Origin of the sequence: Micromonospora matsumotoense (genome assembly GCF_900091525.1) — a bacterium.
Taxonomy (GTDB): Bacteria; Actinomycetota; Actinomycetes; order Mycobacteriales; family Micromonosporaceae; genus Micromonospora; species Micromonospora matsumotoensis.
The window spans coordinates 708,796-724,110 of the sequence record NZ_FMCU01000001.1; the positions used below are offsets into that span (position 1 = coordinate 708,796).

The following is a 15,315-nucleotide window of genomic DNA, read 5'->3' on the forward strand; positions in this document are numbered from 1 at the left end:
GATCGCATTGACGTCCGACAGTCCGTGTCGACCCCGCAACATCGTGGTGCCGGTCAGGCCGCTGCCGCGACGGTGGTCGGCGGCGCCGAGAAGGGGAGGGCCCTCGTCCAGGCCCGGTCGCGGCACTGGCAGTGCTTCAACACCTCGGCCGGATCTTCGGTGGTGCTGAAACCCACGAACTGGTCGTCGTCGGTGAAGTGCAGGAACGCGACCAGTTGCGAGTCGAACAACCAGAAGTCGTACTGCGGCAGCGCCAGCTCGGTGGCCCGGCGGCGTGCGAGGTAGCGGATGTCCTCGCCCGCCGCGATGTTGTGCGGCGTCACCGACAGCTCGAAACGCAGGTAGTCGCTCGGTGGCTCGTCGACGACCCGCACCCGCTCCACCCGTTTGCCCTTCGCCGTCTCGGCCCGCATCAGATCGAGCCACGACCGCAGCCAGGCGACGCCCGGGTCTCCCCCGGCGAGAAAGACCTGGAACGGCTCGTCCTCGGACGGCACGCCGTACGACCGGCGCACCTCCAGCTTGAAGGCGGCGTGGTGGAAGTCCTCGAAGAGGCGCTGGAACGTGGCGGGGTCGGTGACGAGCGACCCCATGTCAGTCTTTCTGCTCGAACCAGGACATCAGCGCCCGGGGCACCACGACGAAGGTCTCGTCGGGCAGCACGTCCCGCAACTGGGCGAGCGCCTCCGGATCGGTCAACTGGTAGCCCTGCACCACGATGTCACCGTTGTCGGTCTCGTACAGGCTCGGGCACGATCCCGAATTGCTGGACGTGGCGAGAAAGCGTAGTTTCATGGTCCCCCCCGAAGTCGGCAACTACAGATAGTAGTCAATCGAGTACCGCAACTCAATAGGAGTCCCCCATCGAGTCGCCTCGCCGACAAACGTGAATAATGCCGGGGAAACTAATTCATCTCCATCTTGGAAATCCCGTACCCGCCGATGCTGATGGTCTCTATTCCCGCAATATGAGGGATCGCCCCGTCAGCACAGCGGTCACCGGCCGCCCAGCCGCTGCCACAGAAAGCGCCACGTCAACGCCGACAGGAACGCCCGCTGCGCGTTGTTGCTCGCCGCCCCGTGCCCGCCCTCGACGTTCTCGTAGTACGCCACGTCGTGGCCCTGCGCGCGCAGCAGGGCGGCCATCTTGCGGGCATGTCCCGGGTGCACCCGGTCGTCGCGGGTCGAGGTGACGAACAGGACCGGCGGGTACGTCACCCCGGGCCGCACGTTGTGGTACGGCGAATAGTCCCGCAGGTAGGCCCAGTCGGCCGGATCGTCCGGGTCGCCGTACTCGGCCATCCAGGAGGCCCCGGCGAGCAGTTGGTGGTAGCGGCGCATGTCCAGCAACGGCACGTTCGCCACCACCGCGCCGACCAGCGTCGGGTAGCGGGTCAGCATCGCCCCCATCAGCAGCCCACCGTTGCTGCCGCCCTCGATGCCGAGCCGCTGCGGCGTGGTGATCCCCCGCGCCACCAGGTCGGCGGCGACGGCGGCGAAGTCCTCGTACGCCCGGGGGCGGTTCCCCCGCAGCGCCGCCCGGTGCCACTGCGGGCCGTACTCCCCGCCGCCCCGGATGTTCGCCACCACGTAGCTGCCGCCCCGGGCCAGCCAGGCCCGGCCGAGCACCCCGTCGTAGTGGGGCGTCAGCGAGATCTCGAACCCGCCGTACCCGGTGAGCAGGGTGGGCCCGGCGGACGCCGTCGGGTCGCCGACCACGGAGTAGGGCACCCGGGTCCCGTCGGCGGAGGTGGCGAAGAACTGGCGCACGGTCAGGCCGGTGGCGTCGAAGAACGTCGGCTCCTGCTTGAGGATCTCGACCGCGCCGCCGATCCGCCCCAGCCGCAACGTCGCCGGCCGCAGGTAGCCGGTCGAGGCGATCAGGTAGTCGTCGCCGAGGTCCGGGTCGGTGTCCACGATCCAGGTGTCGTCGTCCGCCGACACCCCGGCCAACGGCTCCCGCCGCCACCGGACCCCACCGGACGACCCGGCGTCGTCGCCGGGCCCCGGACCACCGGGTGACTCCGGGCCGTCGAGAGGCTCCGGGCCGTCGGGGGTCAGCACCTCCAGCCGCCGGCGTACGTCGACCAGGGTGGCCAGGATCAGGTGGTGCCGGGTCCAGACGTGGTAGCTCAGCGCGGTCCGCTCGTCGGGCTCGAACAGCACGGTGAGGTCGCGGTCCCCGGCGAGGAAGTCGTCGAACCGGGCCACCAGCAGGGCCCCGGCCGGATGGGTGACCCCGGCGACCTCCCACGGTGTGCGCGGCCGGATCAGCAGCCACTCCCGGTGCACGTCCCACCGGGCGTCGTCGGGCACCGGGATCGGGACCTGCCCGCCGTCGGGGGTCAGCAGGAAGCTGCGGGTCCGGTAGAAGTCCAGGCTGCGGCCGACGAAGTCGCGCACGAATCCGGGCGTCGGGTCGTGCGAGGCGTACGCGGAGACGTCGTCGACCTGTCCCTCGTACACGATCTCGGCCTCGGCCAGCGGGGTACCCCGCCGCCACCGACGGATCACCCTCGGGTAGCCGGAGGTGGTCAGCGAGCCGGGGCCGAGGTCGGTGCCGACGTAGATCCGGTCGGCGTCGATCCAGGTGACGTCGCTCTTGGCCTCGTCGAGGGTGAACCCGTCGGCGACGAAGACGCGGGTGTCCAGGTCGTACTCGCGGACCACCACCGCGTCCGTGCCGCCCCGGGACAGGCTCACCAGGCAGCGTCGGTGGCCGGGTTTGAGCACCGCCACCCCGCCCCAGACCCAGTTCTCGTCCTCGGCGGCGGCCAGCGCGTCGAGGTCGAGCAGGACGTCCCAGGCCGGCTCGGGCCGCCGGTACTCCGCCAGCGTGGTACGCCGCCACAGCCCTCGGGGGTGCGCCGCGTCCCGCCAGAAGCCGTAGTAGAACCCGTCGCCACGCCAGCCCGGGTACGGGATGCGATCGTCGGCGTCGAGCACCTGCCGGATCTCCGCCTGCCACGCGTCGAACGCGTCGTCGCCGGTCAGCGCCGCGACGGTCGCCGCGTTGCGCTCGCGGACCCAGCCGGCGGCGTCCGCCCCGTCCAGCTCCTCCAGCCAGCGGTACGGGTCGTCGCCCTCATCGATCAGCGTCACCCCTGCCACTATTCCCGACCTGGTCAACCCACCCCAGCCTGATATCAGATGCGCCGAATTTTGATATCATCGATCCGAATGCAACCTGCCCAGGAGGCGCCGATCATGTCCCGCACCATCCTCGACGTCGATGACGAACTGCTCGCCGAAGCGGCCCGGATCTTCGGCACCACCACGAAGAAGGCCACTGTCAACGCCGCCCTTCAGGCTGCGGTCAACCGGGAGAAGCGACGCGAGTTCGCCGACTGGCTCAAGACCGGCGGCCTGCCCGACCTGACCGGTCCGATCCGATCCACCGAATCCGACGCGGCGTGACCCGGGAGCGCTACCTGCTCGACAAGTCGGCCCTCGCCCGCTGGCCGAAACCGGCCGTCGCGCCGGTGCTCGACGAATTGTCCGATCGCGGTCTGCTGGCGGTCTGCGGCGCGGTCGAGGTCGAGGTGCTGCACAGCGCCCGCACCGCACGCGACGCGCAGCGGGCCCGCTGGCTGTTGCGCGGCTTCGACTGGCTGCCGATGCCCGACGACATCTGGGACCGCGCGATCGAGGTACAGGTGCAGGCCCTGCACAAGGGCAACCACCGCGCGCTCTCCCTGGCCGACCTGTTGATCGCCGCGACTGCCGAGCGGCACGGGGTGACGGTCCTGCACTACGACGGCGACTACGACATGATCACCGCCATCACCGGCCAGCCCACCACCTGGGTGGCTCCGGCCGGTACGGCGGACTGACCAGGCCCGGCCGGTCGTCCTCAGGGCGACCTTCCGCCCTGGCATGGGCGCGGCGTCGCCGGGTATGACGGGGGCATGAGGGCGAGCTTCCGGCTTGGCCGGATCGCGGGGGTACCCGTCGGGGTCAACTGGAGCGTCCTGGTCATCTTCGTGCTGATCGCGTGGCTGCTGTCGGCAAACCAGTTCCCCCGCGCGTACCCCGACCGGCCCGGCTGGGCGTACCTGCTGGCCGGGCTGGCGGCGGCGGTGGTCTTCTTCGTCGGTCTGCTGGCCCACGAGGTGTCCCACGCGGTGGTGGCGAAGCGCAACGGCCTCCAGGTCGAGGGGATCACGCTGTGGCTCTTCGGCGGCGTCGCCGAGCTGCGCGGCGAGGCCCCCGACCCGGGTGCGGAGCTGCGCATCGCCGGGATCGGCCCGCTGGTCAGCCTGCTACTCGGGGTCTTCTTCGGTGCGATCGCGGTGCTGCTGGCGTTGGCCGGGCAGGAGGGGCTGCTGCTCGGCTCGCTGTCCTGGCTGGCCGGGATCAACGTGCTGCTGGCGGTCTTCAACATTCTGCCGGCCGCCCCGCTGGACGGTGGCCGGCTGCTGCGCGCCGCCGTCTGGAAGGCCACCGGCGACCGGGCCAGGGCATCGGTGGTGGCCGCCCGCGCCGGCTGGGTGCTCGGCGTGCTGCTGATCGGCCTGGGCATCTGGCAGTTCCTGGCCGGCTACGGGGTGGGCGGGATCTGGTTGGCGCTGATCGGCTGGTTCCTGATCGGGGCGGCCGGGGTGGAGGAGCGGCAGGCCCGGCTGGGCAGCGCGCTGTCCGGCGTCCGGGTCGGTGAGGTGATGACCCCGCAGCCGCAGACCGCCTCGGCGGAGATGACGGTCGCCGACTTCGTCGACCACTACCTCTTCGCCTACCGGCACACGGCGTTGCCGCTGACCGAGGACGGTCGGCCGGTCGGCCTGGTCACCCTGGACCGGGTACGCGGCATCCCCGCCGACCGGCGGTCCGCCACCACGCTGGCCGAGGTGGCCTGCCGGGCCGACGACCTGGTGCTGGCCCGACCGGAGGAGCAGCTCAACGACCTGCTCCCCCGGCTCAACGAGTGCGCCGACGGCCGGGCCCTGGTGGTGACCGGCGACCAGCTCGTCGGCATCGTCTCCCCCAGCGACATCAGCCGCGCCGTCCAACGCAGCACCCTGCGCGCCCACCCCGCACGCCGCTGACCTGCCCCGCCCCGCGTATGGCGCGCAATATCGTCGATGTTGCGGTGTCCGGAGCGTCCGGATGCCGCAACATCGCCTCCGATAAGTCGATCAACCGGGTCGGACACCCGTCCGGAACCCCTAGCCGACCCGCTCGACCGGGATCCACAGCTCGGCGTCGGCGTGGGCGCCGTCGGCCGAGATCCGGGTGCTGGAGATCTCCGGCCCCGGCCGGCTCCGGTACGGGTTGGACGGGAACCACTGGGTGAACACGTCCCGCCACAGGTTCTGCACGGCGGCCGGGAACTCGCCCGAGGTCTCGAAGACCGCCCAGGTCCCTGCCGGCACGTCGAGCGCCTCCAGGTCGTCCGGCACGTCCGCGCCGGTCACCGCGCCGTACCAGTAGTCCAGCTCGACGCCCTCGGAACGGTCCTCGCCGAGCAGGTCGCTGACGTTGACGATGCCGGCGGGCTCCTGGTCGGACAGGGCCTTGATCCGGGCCGTCGTGTCCGCCGGGATGCCCCGGACGAACGCCACGATCGCCGGGTTCATCCCCTGATGGACCAGGGGCACCCGGGCCCGGCGACCCACCAGCCGGAACGCCGGCTTCTCCACCATCCGATATCGCATGCTGCCACTCCCTTCGACGACGAGTCGGAAGGACAACCGCTGCTGGGAGTGCAACACGGCCCCCGTACGCCGTGCCTCACCCGGCCCGATCCCGTGCATCGCCCGGAACGCCCGGGTGAACGCCTCGGTCGAGCCGTACCCGTGGCGGACCGCGACGTCGAGCAACGTCCGGTCCCCCGCCAGCACCTCGGCCGCCGCGACGGTGAGCCGCCGCCGGCGGACGTACTCCGACAGGGGCATCCCGGCCAGCGCCGAGAACATCCGCCGGAAGTGGTACTCCGAGGTGAGGGTGATCCGCGCCAGGTCGGCCACCTCGATCGGTTCGTCGAGGTGCCGTTCCACGTGCGCCAGGGCCTCGTTCAGCCGCTCCAGCACCTGTTCTCCTTCCGCTTACGTGGTCCACGCTAGGCAGCCGGGGGGCTGCGGACCCGACTTCTGCTGCCCGCTGCGATCGGGTTCCGGGACGGGTGACATGGTCACCGGATCCTCCACCGGATCTCCGGCACCGTCGACGACGTCAGTACGAGGAAGGGCACCACGTGACCGAGCAAGCCCCCGGCGTCACCCGCACGTCGACGCGGATCGCCCAGGCCGTCACCGAGGTACTCCAGCCCGCCGTGTGGGCGGCTGCCATGCCCGTCGTCGTCGCGGTGGTCGCCGCCCGGACCGTCCCCGCCGGGATCGGTTGGGGAGCGCTCGCGGCGCTGTTCACCGCCGTGGTGCCGTTCGGGGCGATCCTCTACGCCAAGCACACCGGCCGGGTCACCGACCATCATCTCAGCCGCCGGGAGCAGCGCCGTGGCGTCCTGCTGGTCGGTGTCGCCTCGGTCGCCGCAGGGCTGGTCCTGTTCGTGGTCCTGGGCGCTCCCCGGCCGCTGATCGCCGTGATCGCGGTGATGCTGGTCGTGCTGGCCGGCACCACCGCCGTCAATCAGGTGTGGAAGATGAGCGCCCACACGGCCGTCTCCGCCGGCGCCTGCACCGTCCTGGCCCTGCTGGTCGGGCCGGCGCCGGCCGTCGGCGTGGCGGCCGTCGGGGTGCTGGTCGTGGCGCTGATCGGTTGGTCCCGGGTGCATCTCGGTGCGCACACCGTCGCCCAGGTGGTGGCCGGTGCGGTCACCGGCGCGCTTCTCGCGGCGGGGTGCTACCCGGCTGTCGTCTGAGCGGCACGTCGACCGGTGTCGTTGCCGGGGTGCCGGGGGAACCCGTGCCGCGACGAAGGTGGGTGCTGCGGGACACTCCCACCCCCGGACCGGCCGCCACCCGGCACGCCGCAGGTGGCCTATCCCGTCAGGCGCGGGGGAACCGGCCGCCACCCGGGCACGCCGCACGGTCGGCCCCGGCAGCCCACCGCGTCAGGCGCGGGGGAAGTAGTGGTCCAGCAGGTCGGTGCGGAACACCCCGGCCGGGTCCAGCTCGGTGAGCAGGGCGGCGAAGTCGGCGTACCGGGGGAAGGTGGCGGCGACCACGGCCGGGTCGAGGTCGAACACCTTGCCCCAGTGCGGGCGGGGGTCGAACGGGGCCAGCCGGGCCTCGATCTCGGCCAGCACCGGCTGCACCGCCGCCGCGTCGTCGACCCAGGTGAAGTGCACGGCCAGGGTGTCGCGCCCCTGGTGGGGGCTGAGCCACAGCTCGTCGGCGGCGATGGTACGCAGCTCACAGATCTGCAGCACGGGGGCGATCCGGTCCCGCATCCCGCCCAGCGCGGCCAGCGCCCCGGCCCCGGCCGACCGGGGGAGGTGATATTCGGACTGCAGCTCGTCGCCGCTGCTCGGCATGAAGCCCAGCCGGAAGTGCGGCAGCCGCTCGTGCCACGGGCCGGGCTCACCGAACTGCGGGGTACAGCTGACCGGGTCCATCCCGGGCACCGGGTGCGCCGGCCGGTCGGCCGGGGCGGTGCCGAGCCAGTCCGGCTCCGGCGGTGGGGCCTCGGCGAGCTGCTTGCGCCAGACCTGGTCGATCTCCGCCGACCGCCAGGAGGTGAACCCGCTGACGCTGTACGCCGAGGCGAACGCCGCGTCCAACGCCTCGACGGGTAGGCCCTCGTGGACGTACTGGCGGATGTCGAAGGCGGGCAGCACGTCCAGGGTGACCCGGGTGACGACGCCCAGCGCGCCGAGCGAGACCACCATGCCGGCGAACCGGTCGCCGGCGGACCGGTCGGCGGTGAGCACGTCCCCGTCGGCGGTGACGATTTCCAGCCCGGCCACGGCGGCGGCCAGGTTGCGGTTGCCGTCGCCGGAGCCGTGGGTGCCGGTGGCGATCGCGCCGGCCACCGAGATGTGCGGCAGCGAGGCGAGGTTGGCCAGGGCCAGCCCCTGCTCGTGCAGCCGGGTCGCCACGTCCCCGTAACGCAGCCCGGCAGCCACGGTCACCGTGCCGCGTTCCCGGTCGATCTCGACGGTGGGCGGCAGACCGGCCAGCGAGACCAGGTCGCCGGTGGTGTCGCCGATCCGGTTGAACGAGTGGCCGCTGCCGACCGCCCGGAGCCGGTCGCTGCCGGCCACCAGCCGGCGCAGCTCGTCCAGCGTGGTCGGCTCGTGGAAGGCACGGGCGGCGTAGTGGACGTTACCGGCCCAGTTGCGACGCGCGACCCCGCTCACGCGTCGACGCCGTCGGTCGGGGTGGCGGTCAGCGCCACGTGCAGGGCGTCCAACGCCTCGTCCACCTGGCGCACGTCATAGCCGCGCAGGCCGATCGGCAGGCCGTTCGCCATCGCCTCGGCCAGCTCGTCGCGCACCGCCCGCCGACGCGCCGGGTCGTCCGAGTCGAGCGCCGTCCGGGCGTGTCCCACCAGTATGTCGACCACGTCGGCACTGTACCCGCGCAGACTGACGGAGAAGTCAGGAGCGGACCGGACCGGTGTGCCCCGGTCGTCGCGGAACCGGTCGCCGGCGTGCCGGGCCAACGCCGTCGCGATCTCGTCCGGCCTCTCCCGGACGTGGGCCAGGTCGAGCAGTTCGGTGGCCGGCCGACCGTCGACCCGGGCGTCGGGCGGCAACCCGACGGCACCGTCGACGGGCACGACCAGCAGCCGCAACCCACCGACGCCCACCGCCGGGCGGTCCAGCACGACCAGGGCCAGCTCGGCCCAGCGGAGCTGACGGCGCAGGCCCCGCCGCCGTACGGTCAGCCCGTCGGCGTCGATGACGAAGCGGAACGGTCGCAGGGTGGCGGCCAGCCCCGCCCCGCCCAACGCGACGCCACCGAGCGCGGCCACCGTCCGCAGCAACCCGCCACCGGTGGTCAACAACACCGTCCCGGCCAGTACGCAGACCGCCGGCAGCACCTGTCGGCCCGGTTCCCGGTGCAGCTCCACGTCGTCTCCCCCGTCCGTGAGCGCGCTCCGCTGCATCATCCGGCACGGTTGTCGGTGGCGTCCACGGGGAACCATGGCGCGATGAGCAGCTACCGCGACCCCATCCTGCACGGCGACGTCTATCCGTCGGAGGAGGAGATCGACCCGACCGGGGTCGGCCTGGACCCGGCGAGCGACCCGCCGGCGGCGTACCCGCAGCGGTCCGCGCCGGCACCCGAGCCGCGACCCGCGCCGGCACCCCCGGTGACGGGGACCGGGGCGCACTCGATCGTCACCCACCACCTGGACGGGTCGACGCAGGTGGTGACCGACCTGGACGGGGACGGGATCGCCGACGTGGTCCAGTTCGACCTGGACGGCGACGGCGTACCGGACATCACCTACCTGGACAGCGACCGGGACGGCCGGTTGGACACGGTGCTGCGCGAGCCGGGCGGGATCACCCGCCACCGCTGACCGCCTGCCGCGCCCACCGGTCGCCCGGCCTCCCGCCCGCCCCACCGGACGGGCGGGCCGGTAGGGCCCGTCGGGGTCACAGCTGCGGCATCACCTCGGCGGCGACCAGTTCCAGCTGGTCCAGGTCGGCCAGGTCGAGCACCTGGAGGTAGATCCGTTCGCTGCCCGCCTCGGCGTAGCGGCCGATCGTGTCGACCACCTCGGCGGGGGTGCCGGCGACCCCGTTCTGCCGCAGCTCGGCCGGTTCCCGGTCGAGCACGGCGGCCCGCCGGGCCACCTCGGCGTCGTCCCGGCCGCAGCAGAGCACCAACGCGTTGGACCAGCGCAGGGTGCCCGGGTCGCGGCCCACCTCGGCGCAGGCGGCGCGGACCCGGCCGAACTGGGCCACGGTCTCGTCGACCGAGACGAAGGGCAGGTTGAACTCGTCGGCGTACCGGGCGGCCAGGCGTGGGGTGCGCTTGGGTCCCTTGCCGCCGAGCAGGATCGGCGGGCGGGGTTGCTGCACCGGCTTGGGCAGCGCCGGGGAGTTGCCGACCGGGTAGTACCTGCCGGCGAAGTCGAACGTCTCGCCGGCCGGGGTCGCCCACAGTCCGGTGATGACGGCGAGCTGCTCCTCCAGCCGGTCGAAGCGCTCACCCACCGGCGGGAACGGGATGCCGTACGCGGTGTGCTCCTCGGCGAACCAACCGGCGCCGATGCCCAGCTCGACCCGGCCGCCGCTCATCTGGTCGACCTGGGCGACGGTGATGGCGAGCGGGCCGGGCAGCCGGAAGGTGGCCGCCGTCACCAGCGTGCCGAGCCGGATCCGGGAGGTGTCCCGGGCCAGCCCGGCCAGGGTGGTCCAGGCGTCGGTGGGGCCGGGTTCACCGGTGGACGAACCCATCGCCACGTAGTGGTCGGACCGGAAGAACGCACCGTAGCCGGCGTCCTCGGCGGCGCGGGCCACGGTGAGCAGTTGGTCGTAGGTGGCGCCCTGCTGGGGCTCGGTGAAGATCCGCAGTTCCATTCCCCGAGCATAGGGAGCCGGGCGGTCGGCCGCTCAGGCTCGGCCGGCGCGGTGCCCGCCCCGCTCCGGCCCCGCCCGATCAGCAGGCGGTCACCCGAACGGCCTGGTCGCGTACGCGGCGCGTAGCGCGGCCACCCCCGCCTCCTTCGGCGACAGGGTGCCCCAACCCGAGTTGAAGTAGTTCGTCCGCACGATCCGGGGTCCCCGCTCCGCGTTGAGCCGGGCCAGGGCCGGTGGCACGGTGGCGATCCAGGCCGCCTGATCGGGGAAGGCGGCGACCTGCACCCCCCACTCGGCGACGATCACCGGTCGGGAGAGCGCCACCGGCCCGAGGTCGGCCACCGCCCAGTCCCTGGCGCGGCGGAACCGCCCCAGCGCGGTGTGGGTGGGGTCGGTCGCGTAGACGTTCCACTGGAGGAAGTCCAGCAGGGACATCAACGCCTCCGGATGGGTACGCCGGAAACCCGCCCGGTCGAAGCCGCCCGCACCGACCGAGAAGGTGGTGCCGGCCGGCAGACCCCGGGCCCGCAACCAGGTCACCACGTACGTCAGCGCCTGCACCGCGCGGGCGTCCGACTCGGCCCAGGTGTACGACACCCCGGACTCGGTGGTGCCGAACTCGTGATCGGTGTCCAGCTCCGAGGCGAGTTGCAGGTTCACCGGGACGCCCATCGTCCGGTACTGCGACAGGGCGCGGGCGAGCAGCCCGTCGCACTGACCGGCGAGCACCTGCCCGTACCCGTACGCCCTGGGCCAGGTGGTGCCAGGGCGCTGCTGGATGGTCATCGCCGGTGCCGGCACGGTCCAGGTCACCCCGTCGACGGTGAACGTCTGCGCGCCGGGGTTGCCGGTGCCGTAGTGCTTCAGCTCCAGCACCACGTTCAGCGCGACCCCGGCCCGCCCGAGGTCGCGCAGCCAGGTCATCCCGTAGCCGGGGAAGACGTACCCGTCGGCGAGGCTGCGGTACTGGGTCAGCGAGCGGAAGTTCCCGCCCACCAGGTCCGCTGTCGGGTCGGCGTTGCCGGCCAGGTAGTAGCCGCCCCGGACCGGCGGGGCGACGGTGTAGTCGGCCGTCGCGCTGGCGGTGTGCCCACCGAAGTCGCGCACCGTCACGGTGACCCGGGGCATCAGGCCACCACCCGGTACACGGCGGTCGTCCCGGTGTCCGAGACCTTCGTCCAGGCCCGGCCGGAGTCGTCGGCGACGCCGACGGTGAGTGGGTCGATGACCGCGGTGACCCGCACCGGGGCGCTGCTGTTGCCCTGGGAGTCGGTCAGCACGATGGTGAGGGTCACGGGGCGGGTATCCGGGTCGGCATAGCCGACGGTGAGGGTGATCGGGTCACCCGGGGAGTAGGTCGACGCGTCGAGGCTGGCGGTCACGGTGGGAGCGGCCATTGCGGCCCCTCCTCTCTGGTTCACCCGGTCGACACGCGCGACGGTGACGGCACGCTCCGACCGGCGATGGTGACGTCGTTGTCCGGGCCGGGCGATGGCGGCCGGCGGCGGCACGGATGTCGCCCGACCGGCCGGACGGGCGGGCCGCGCCTCCCCGGCCACACCCTCATCCACCTGCGTAAACAATGACCCCTGCTACCCCTCGGCGTCCTGTCGGCTATCCGCCACCCGGGCCGGCGGTGTGTGGTCGGCGGGCGCGGTGGCGGCGGGTGAGATGGGTGCCGAGACTGACCAGGGTGCTGCCGGCCCCGGTGCCGAGCAGCACCAGGACCGCCCCCACCACCCAGAGCCCGGAGTCGTCGGTCGCCGCCGCGTGCCCCGACCAGGCGGCGGTGAACGCCACCGTCATCACCGGGGCCACCAGCACCGGGCTCAGCAGCCACCCGGCGACGGCGGCGACCACGACCAGGGTGAGCACCGCGCCGACCACCTGCCAGACCGCGTACGGCCCGCTGGTCGCGCCGGTCCGCGGGTCCGTCCGGTAGCCGCTCTCCCAGCCCAGCCAGGCCGCCCACGTGCCGATCGTCACGGCCGCGAGGAGCACACCGCCGAGGAGGGTACGGGTACGCGTCATCTGCACACCCCGATCATCGCCCGCCGGGTCGGCCACCGGATGAGCACCCGTACTCACGATCACCGTGGGAACACCCGGCGCAGCCACTGCGGCCCTGGTCGGGGCCGGTGCGGGCGGGGTTGACCTGATCAGCGAGACTCGGTCGGACCATCCCGGGGCGGTCCCCCGGACCCGGCGGACGGTTGGAGCCCATGGCACACCCCTACCTGTTCTGGCTGGCCGGCGCGGTGCTGCTGGTGGGTGCGGGCGTGCTGACCGCGCTGCTGCCGCACCGACGGGCGCGGGAGGAGCAGCGACGGACCGCCCGGTCGGCCGCCCGGGCGGCGATCGACAGCGCGGCCGTCAGCCGGGACGCGGCCCGGGGCCGGGTGCCCGAGGCGGAGCGGCTGCTGACCCGCGCCGAGTCGCTCGTGGGCGGGCGTGGCGGGGCGGACGCGGCGCGGGCGGCGGCCGGGCACGCCCGGCAGGCCGACCGGTTGTGGCGGCAGCACCGGTGAGCGCCCGGGGGTACCGCCGCTGGGCCGAGCCGTTGCGCTGGACGGTGCTCGGGGTCGCCGTACTCGTGCTGGTGGTGTTCCTGGTCGCCCAGCGGCAGAGCATCGACGTCAGCTACGGCCGGTCACCGGCGTCGTCGTCGGGGGTCGACACGGACACCGCCGGCGCCTCCGACCAGGCCACCGTGCCGTCGGTGACCGAGATGACCGCGCTGGTCGCCGCCGCGCCGGTGGTACGCCTGCCGGGCGCGGTGGCGTCCTGGAACGAGGAGCGGGTCCGGGCGGTGGCCGGCGACACCCGGATCCTGGTCGCCCCGCCCGGACTCGACAAGGACGAGCGCGCCCGGGTCCGGGACGTGGAGAACGCCACCATCCGGGTGGTCGGCACCGAGGTCTCCGGCGGCCTCTACCAGGCCAGCGCCGACACGCTGCCCGGCTGGCGGGCCCAGTTCGCCACCGGTGACGTGACCGACCTGTTGCTCACCCTGATCACCACGCTGCGCAAGGAGCCCGCCCCCGCCGACCGGGACGAGTTGCGCTGGCGCGAGCCGAGCGGGCCGGAGCTGACCGCCGTCCTGACCGACCTGCGGGCCACGGGGCGGCACGTCGCCCCCGGCGCCACCCTCACCGACATCCCCGAGACCGCCGCCCGCAACGCCTTCCCCGACGGCGCGTGGTACGTCGCGCTGCCCCCGCACCGCTTCGGCGAACCCCTGCCCCGGTACGGGCCGGCCCTGAGCGCACGCTTCCCCGACCAGCCGGTCGTGGTGATGTACGGCCTCTGGATCGAGTACCACGGGCCCGGCGCGGCCGACTTCGCGGAGTTGGCCGGGGCGAGCTTCTACGGCCAGTTCGCCGGCGTGCTCAGCCGCGCCGACTACCCGCAGCGCAACGTGCTCGGCGTCTACCTCCACCGGGTCACCGACATCCGCTACGCCGGTCTGTTCGAGCGGCCGTTGCCGTACCGGCCGGCCGATCCGCTGCGGGTGGCGCTGCCGGCGCTGCCGTGGCTCTTCGCGGGCTGCGTGGCGGCGTTCCTGATCCTGTCGGCCCGGTCGCTGCGCCGCCCCGACCGGGGGCTGGGACGCCGACGGGACACCGCCCCGGTCCGGCTGGCCGGGTTGACCGCGCTGGCCGTCGAGATGTCCCTGCTGACCGACGCCGGCAGCAACCCGGCGCTGACCCGGGGCATCGTCACACTCCAGGCCGCCCGGTCGGCCTGGGAGGAGAAACTGCCCGCCCGGCACGTCCGCACGCTGCTCGACGAGGCGGCGGCCGAGTTGGACGACACCGCCCGCCAGGTCGGCATCGCCAGTTACCGCCCGGACAACTACCTGCGGGGCAGACTCTCATGACCCGTCCCGAATCCCGGCGGCAACGCGTCACCGCTCTGCTCGGCACCCCGTTCGGCCTCGCCGTCCTGGCCTGCCTGGTGCTGGCCGGCTGGGCGGCGTGGAGCGGTGGGGCGCTGGACGGCCCGATCGCCCGGCAGGTGCGCACCACGTCGTTCTATGCCGACCCGGGGCTCGACGTGGACCGGGCGGCGGCCGAACGGATCATCGGCAACCGGCGGCTGGTGGTGGTGCTGCGCTCCCCCGACGCCGACCTGCGGGGCACCTGTAAGCAGGTGAAGCAGGCCGCCGACGGGACCGTCGTGCTGGTGCTCAGCCGCGACGGGGACGACTACGACACCTACGGCTGCGCCCTGGTGCCCGGCTACGACAAGAAGAACCTGGGCAAGGCCGCCGCCGCCGAGATGGTCATCGGCCGGGGCATCGACACCTTCGCCGACCGTCCACTGGAGGCCGTGAAGGTCATCGCCGTCAACTACGACCGGCTGGTCAAGGCCGGCACCGTACCCGACGGGGCCCGCACGATCAGCCCGTCGCTGCCCCGCTTCCTGCTCGCCGCCGCCGCCGTGCTGGGCGTCGTCGCCGCCGCGACGGCGCTCTACCTCGGCGGCCGGCGGGCGGGGCGGCTGGCGGCGGCCCGGCGGGTCCGCCGCGACGAGCTGACCGACAGCCGCAGCGCGCTCGGCGCCGCCACCGCCGGCCTGGCCCAGCAGATCATCGACCTCGATCCGCAGTACGCCCTGGTGCACGGCCGTCGGGGCGGTGACGACAGCAGCTTCGGCCGGCGCTACCGGCAGTTGACCTCCGACCATGCCGCGCTGCTCGACCGGTTGGCCGCCCTGGACGACGCCGACGAGGCGGCGGTGCGGAAGCTGGTCCGGCGGGTCGAGTCGCTCAGCCGGCAGGCGCAGGCGCTCGCCGACGGACACCCGGCCCCGAACGACCCGCCGCAGCGGGAGAAGTGACCGCCGGAGCTTCTCGGTTTCCCCTCGCGCGGTCAGGT

Annotated in this window: 18 protein-coding genes; 8 read left to right on the forward strand and 10 right to left on the reverse strand. The window is 73.3% G+C overall.

Annotated elements, in window-relative coordinates; all coding sequences use genetic code 11:
- Positions 1–53 precede the first annotated feature (53 nt).
- From GA0070216_RS03060 to GA0070216_RS03070, 3 genes are all read right to left on the reverse strand, one after another.
- Positions 54–593, reverse strand: coding sequence for a DUF6879 family protein (locus GA0070216_RS03060; RefSeq protein WP_091238327.1), 540 nt, complete (start codon positions 591–593; stop codon positions 54–56).
- Position 594: 1 nt separating this feature from the next.
- Positions 595–795 carry a hypothetical protein gene (locus GA0070216_RS03065; protein ID WP_091238330.1) on the reverse strand — a complete coding sequence of 67 codons (201 nt, stop codon included), beginning with the start codon at positions 793–795 and terminating at the stop codon, positions 595–597.
- 201 nt (positions 796–996) lie between these two features.
- The gene (locus GA0070216_RS03070; protein WP_245722261.1) at positions 997–3,102 is read right to left on the reverse strand and encodes a prolyl oligopeptidase family serine peptidase; all 2,106 of its coding nucleotides are present in this window, start codon (positions 3,100–3,102) and stop codon (positions 997–999) included.
- Between the two features lie 78 nt (positions 3,103–3,180).
- Between GA0070216_RS03070 and GA0070216_RS03075 the strand changes: the two genes are divergently transcribed.
- The 3 genes from GA0070216_RS03075 (at position 3,181) to GA0070216_RS03085 (ending at position 5,045) form a co-directional block, all read left to right on the forward strand.
- Positions 3,181–3,417: a type II toxin-antitoxin system VapB family antitoxin gene (locus GA0070216_RS03075; RefSeq protein WP_245722262.1), complete on the forward strand. Its 237-nt coding sequence runs from the start codon at positions 3,181–3,183 to the stop codon at positions 3,415–3,417.
- On the forward strand, positions 3,414–3,833 hold the full coding sequence (locus GA0070216_RS03080; RefSeq protein WP_091238336.1) for a PIN domain nuclease: 420 nt from the start codon (positions 3,414–3,416) through the stop codon (positions 3,831–3,833). The genes GA0070216_RS03075 and GA0070216_RS03080 overlap by 4 nt, the downstream gene beginning before the upstream one ends.
- A gap of 75 nt (positions 3,834–3,908) precedes the next feature.
- Complete coding sequence (locus tag GA0070216_RS03085) at positions 3,909–5,045, forward strand: site-2 protease family protein (protein ID WP_091238340.1); 1,137 nt, start codon at positions 3,909–3,911, stop codon at positions 5,043–5,045.
- Positions 5,046–5,165: 120 nt separating this feature from the next.
- Here GA0070216_RS03085 and GA0070216_RS03090 read toward each other — a convergent pair whose 3' ends face one another.
- Entirely contained in the window at positions 5,166–6,029 is an 864-nt protein-coding gene (locus GA0070216_RS03090; RefSeq protein ID WP_091238343.1) for an AraC family transcriptional regulator, read from the reverse strand.
- A 164-nt stretch (positions 6,030–6,193) separates the two neighbouring features.
- Here GA0070216_RS03090 and GA0070216_RS03095 point away from each other — a divergent pair, with 164 nt between their 5' ends.
- Positions 6,194–6,817 carry a phosphatase PAP2 family protein gene (locus tag GA0070216_RS03095; protein WP_245722263.1) on the forward strand — a complete coding sequence of 208 codons (624 nt, stop codon included), beginning with the start codon at positions 6,194–6,196 and terminating at the stop codon, positions 6,815–6,817.
- Between the two features lie 192 nt (positions 6,818–7,009).
- Here GA0070216_RS03095 and GA0070216_RS03100 read toward each other — a convergent pair whose 3' ends face one another.
- Both GA0070216_RS03100 and GA0070216_RS03105 read right to left on the reverse strand, forming a co-directional pair.
- Positions 7,010–8,257, reverse strand: a complete 1,248-nt coding sequence (locus GA0070216_RS03100; RefSeq protein WP_091238347.1) for an FAD-binding protein — start codon at positions 8,255–8,257, stop codon at positions 7,010–7,012.
- Positions 8,254–9,012 carry a hypothetical protein gene (locus GA0070216_RS03105; RefSeq protein ID WP_091238351.1) on the reverse strand — a complete coding sequence of 253 codons (759 nt, stop codon included), beginning with the start codon at positions 9,010–9,012 and terminating at the stop codon, positions 8,254–8,256. Before GA0070216_RS03105 ends, GA0070216_RS03100 begins: the two co-directional genes overlap by 4 nt.
- Before the next feature lie 42 nt (positions 9,013–9,054).
- Here GA0070216_RS03105 and GA0070216_RS03110 point away from each other — a divergent pair, with 42 nt between their 5' ends.
- Positions 9,055–9,429 (forward strand): hypothetical protein, encoded by a 375-nt coding sequence (locus tag GA0070216_RS03110; RefSeq protein WP_091238355.1) that lies wholly within the window; start codon positions 9,055–9,057, stop codon positions 9,427–9,429.
- Between the two features lie 76 nt (positions 9,430–9,505).
- Here the strand turns inward: GA0070216_RS03110 and GA0070216_RS03115 are convergent, their stop codons facing one another.
- From GA0070216_RS03115 to GA0070216_RS03130, 4 genes are all read right to left on the reverse strand, one after another.
- On the reverse strand, positions 9,506–10,435 hold the full coding sequence (locus GA0070216_RS03115; RefSeq protein WP_091238358.1) for an LLM class F420-dependent oxidoreductase: 930 nt from the start codon (positions 10,433–10,435) through the stop codon (positions 9,506–9,508).
- A 90-nt stretch (positions 10,436–10,525) separates the two neighbouring features.
- Positions 10,526–11,563: a hypothetical protein gene (locus GA0070216_RS03120; protein ID WP_091238362.1), complete on the reverse strand. Its 1,038-nt coding sequence runs from the start codon at positions 11,561–11,563 to the stop codon at positions 10,526–10,528.
- Complete coding sequence (locus GA0070216_RS03125; RefSeq protein ID WP_091238365.1) at positions 11,563–11,832, reverse strand: hypothetical protein; 270 nt, start codon at positions 11,830–11,832, stop codon at positions 11,563–11,565. Before GA0070216_RS03125 ends, GA0070216_RS03120 begins: the two co-directional genes overlap by 1 nt.
- Before the next feature lie 217 nt (positions 11,833–12,049).
- Positions 12,050–12,466 carry a hypothetical protein gene (locus GA0070216_RS03130; protein WP_245722264.1) on the reverse strand — a complete coding sequence of 139 codons (417 nt, stop codon included), beginning with the start codon at positions 12,464–12,466 and terminating at the stop codon, positions 12,050–12,052.
- A gap of 191 nt (positions 12,467–12,657) precedes the next feature.
- Here GA0070216_RS03130 and GA0070216_RS03135 point away from each other — a divergent pair, with 191 nt between their 5' ends.
- The 3 genes from GA0070216_RS03135 to GA0070216_RS03145 are packed head-to-tail and all read left to right on the forward strand — an operon-like array spanning position 12,658 to position 15,277.
- Complete coding sequence (locus GA0070216_RS03135) at positions 12,658–12,963, forward strand: DUF6403 family protein (RefSeq protein WP_091238368.1); 306 nt, start codon at positions 12,658–12,660, stop codon at positions 12,961–12,963.
- Complete coding sequence (locus tag GA0070216_RS03140) at positions 12,960–14,315, forward strand: hypothetical protein (protein WP_091238969.1); 1,356 nt, start codon at positions 12,960–12,962, stop codon at positions 14,313–14,315. Before GA0070216_RS03135 ends, GA0070216_RS03140 begins: the two co-directional genes overlap by 4 nt.
- Complete coding sequence (locus GA0070216_RS03145; protein ID WP_091238372.1) at positions 14,312–15,277, forward strand: hypothetical protein; 966 nt, start codon at positions 14,312–14,314, stop codon at positions 15,275–15,277. The genes GA0070216_RS03140 and GA0070216_RS03145 overlap by 4 nt, the downstream gene beginning before the upstream one ends.
- Positions 15,278–15,315 lie beyond the last annotated feature (38 nt).